This is a genomic window from Acetobacter sp. P1H12_c (assembly GCF_018811975.1).
GTDB lineage: Bacteria > Pseudomonadota > Alphaproteobacteria > Acetobacterales > Acetobacteraceae > Acetobacter > Acetobacter persici.
In genome coordinates this window covers 1-2,798 of record NZ_JACRVR010000079.1, presented here as the reverse complement: position 1 = coordinate 2,798, position 2,798 = coordinate 1, and the positions used below count along the sequence as shown (strand labels likewise).

The window sequence follows — 2,798 nt, the reverse complement described above, 5'->3', positions numbered from 1 at the left end:
CATGACGATCTTTATGGGGCAGCTTTGACGGCTTGTCCTGCCAATCCTGTGGGATCCGTCCGTCCTGCAGATCGGCCTTCTCCTCATTGGTATTACGCTGCTTTGGGGCCGCTACCAGTGTCGCGTCCAGGATCTGGCCTGACATGGGGAGATAACCGGCATTCCGCAGGGTCGCATCAAAGCGTTGAACAAAACATCAATTGCTCGCGCTTGTGTCAGACGTTCCCGGAACAGCCAGACGGTCCTAGCATCAGTCACGCGGTCAGACAGCCCCAGACCAAGAAAGCGCATGACGAACAGGCGGTCGTTGATCAGAAATTCCGTGCGTTAGTCAGAAAGAGAATGGCTTGCCTGCAGGATCAGGACCTTGAACATCAGCACTGGATCAAACAAACGGAGGACGACCGCCTTTGCTTCTGTCTGAATAGGCCAGTGCCTTGGTCAGCTCCGGACGGAACACCTCAAAATCCACAGTCCGGGAAAACGCTTCAAGTTGATCACCAAGCCCGCTCAAACGAGAAAGCCGCTCTTCAACATCAAAGAAACCGGACTGTTTCATGTCGCCACTCCTCCAATAAAAACCGGAAAAATGGAATCACGGAGAGGGCCTCAAAACCAAGAGGGTTTTCGAACCCTCCACATTGTGCCCCCCGATCAACAATTCCTCAATCCCTTCACATTCCCATAATAATAATTTACTATTAGATTCCTTTTGAGAATAATTATGCTGGGAATGTAGGAAAAATGTTACAGGAAATTCCATTTACTCATCTCACTCAGAACAATGAAACTCTAGAAAGAAAAAATAATGGATTCTTTGAAGCGCAAGAGTTTTTTTTTAATGATTTCTATAATATCAGAAATATTATAATATCATTCTCTAATAGCGATAGTCATGATATAGTTTTTTCTATTTTATTATCTTCCGATAAAAAAAACTGGAAAAATATATACACAAAAACTCTTTTAACAAAAAATAAACTTGATTTTAATTTAAGTATAAATGAAAATAATATCAAATTTATAAAAATAAGATTAGACAGAATAGGATATTTAAAAATAAAAACTTTATCTTTTTTTGGAGAAAAATCTTTATATGCTGATTCTACTGCACATTTTATCATAGAAAAAACTGCATATTCTGTTCTTTTTAATGAAACGTATGAATATTTAGAAAAATACATTAGTAATTTTCTAATGTTCACAGATGAAAATTGTTTTCTTTTTGTTAATTTATCAAAAAGCTTAAACATAGACATAGAGAAACTTATTCATTCAAGTAGGGTTATGTTGTTTTTTGGCGACATAGAAAGAGATAAATCTGGTAATACTTTACTTTTAGGGCACTTAGAATGTTTTCGCTATGCTTCCAATTATAATGTATCATTTAAATATTTCTGTACACTGGCCTCAAATAGTTTGTTTATACGTAACTTTTCTCTTTCGAGTGTGGTTAACCAACTCAGCCAGAAACACCAAATGCCAGTTTCGGTAGAACGAAATTACGTCAATGATTTAGATGTTTGTTTTGGCGATATTCCTGATAATAGTACTTGGATGTGGTCCCATATCGCTAATCTAGATGGTTTACATGACCATTTACGTAATAAAATGGGTTTGGATAAGTTATCAGTAACTCAAATAGAAGGTTTGTTTGCCGAATTTTCTGAATGGCGTCTTGTAGAAAAATATTTTCATGAAATTGAAGAGATTGGTCCCTTTTTAAAGAATGCTTTATGGACTGCATTTGAGGAATGCATACCTATAAGTATTTTTAAAAAACATGGTAAAAGTGAATTCACAAATATTTGCTATATGATGTGGAATGGATATCGTACAGCCTCTACATCAGACGTAATTAAATATAGTCAGTTTCTTCCCGAGCACTTATTCCTCTTAAAATGGTTTGAACGAGATAACAAAAACCCAGCAACGAAAATGGTTACGACAAAGTGGGGATACTATTTTCTTTCCTTGCTGAACATAACTAATAACTTGAATAGTAACGAAATTTTTGAAATAGAGTCAAATTTTAAAAATATTCCAGAAAAATATCTTTCGAAAAAAAGTATTGTTTCAGAAAATATTTACTTTTTTATCAAAGATAAATTTATAAATAGAGATAATATAAGTATAAATAAYAATTTTTCTAAGCACTCCTTAGATATAGGATTTATTCTACTGGAAAATGAAAATATTATTGCTGACATTCTATTTCATTCAGTTAATAACAATATAGTTGTCTCGTCTATTTCAAATAATGAAGAAAAAAAAGATTTTTTGATAGGGTATATATACTTAAATTCACATTCATATTGCCCAACTTTCCAAATTTTGTTGGATAAAAAATTTGATTTGCTGATTGAAAACATAGTTACCTATGATGAATATGATTTCATAAAAACATCTCCATTTTTTTATAATAATAACGAGAGTTTTGAATATCGTTTTTCACGCTTGTATAGGGAAAATTCTAATAATTTTTATGTGGGAATTCCTATCTTCCTCAACAGATCATTTTCTATACAAGTTAATGTTTTAGAATAGAATGGAGGGTTCGAAAACCCTCTTGGTTTTGAGGCCCTCTCCGTGATTCCATTTTTCCGGTTTTTATTGGAGGAGTGGCGACATGAAACAGTCCGGTTTCTTTGATGTTGAAGAGCGGCTTTCTCGTTTGAGCGGGCTTGGTGATCAACTTGAAGCGTTTTCCCGGACTGTGGATTTTGAGGTGTTCCGTCCGGAGCTGACCAAGGCACTGGCCTATTCAGACGGGAAGCAAAGGCGGCCGTCCTCCGTTT

General features: G+C 35.6%; 1 protein-coding gene and 2 pseudogenes. 2 read left to right on the top strand and 1 reads right to left on the bottom strand.

What is annotated here, in order from left to right; all coding sequences use genetic code 11:
* Window positions 1–559, bottom strand: a pseudogene (locus KP699_RS16105) (transposase); the annotation flags it as partial.
* Window positions 560–744: 185 nt separating this feature from the next.
* On the opposite strand from KP699_RS16105, the gene KP699_RS16100 reads away from it, so the two are divergent.
* On the top strand, window positions 745–2,547 hold the full coding sequence (locus tag KP699_RS16100; protein ID WP_215763330.1) for a hypothetical protein: 1,803 nt from the start codon (window positions 745–747) through the stop codon (window positions 2,545–2,547).
* Window positions 2,548–2,629: 82 nt separating this feature from the next.
* Window positions 2,630–2,798 (top strand): annotated as a pseudogene (locus KP699_RS16095) (IS5/IS1182 family transposase); the annotation flags it as partial.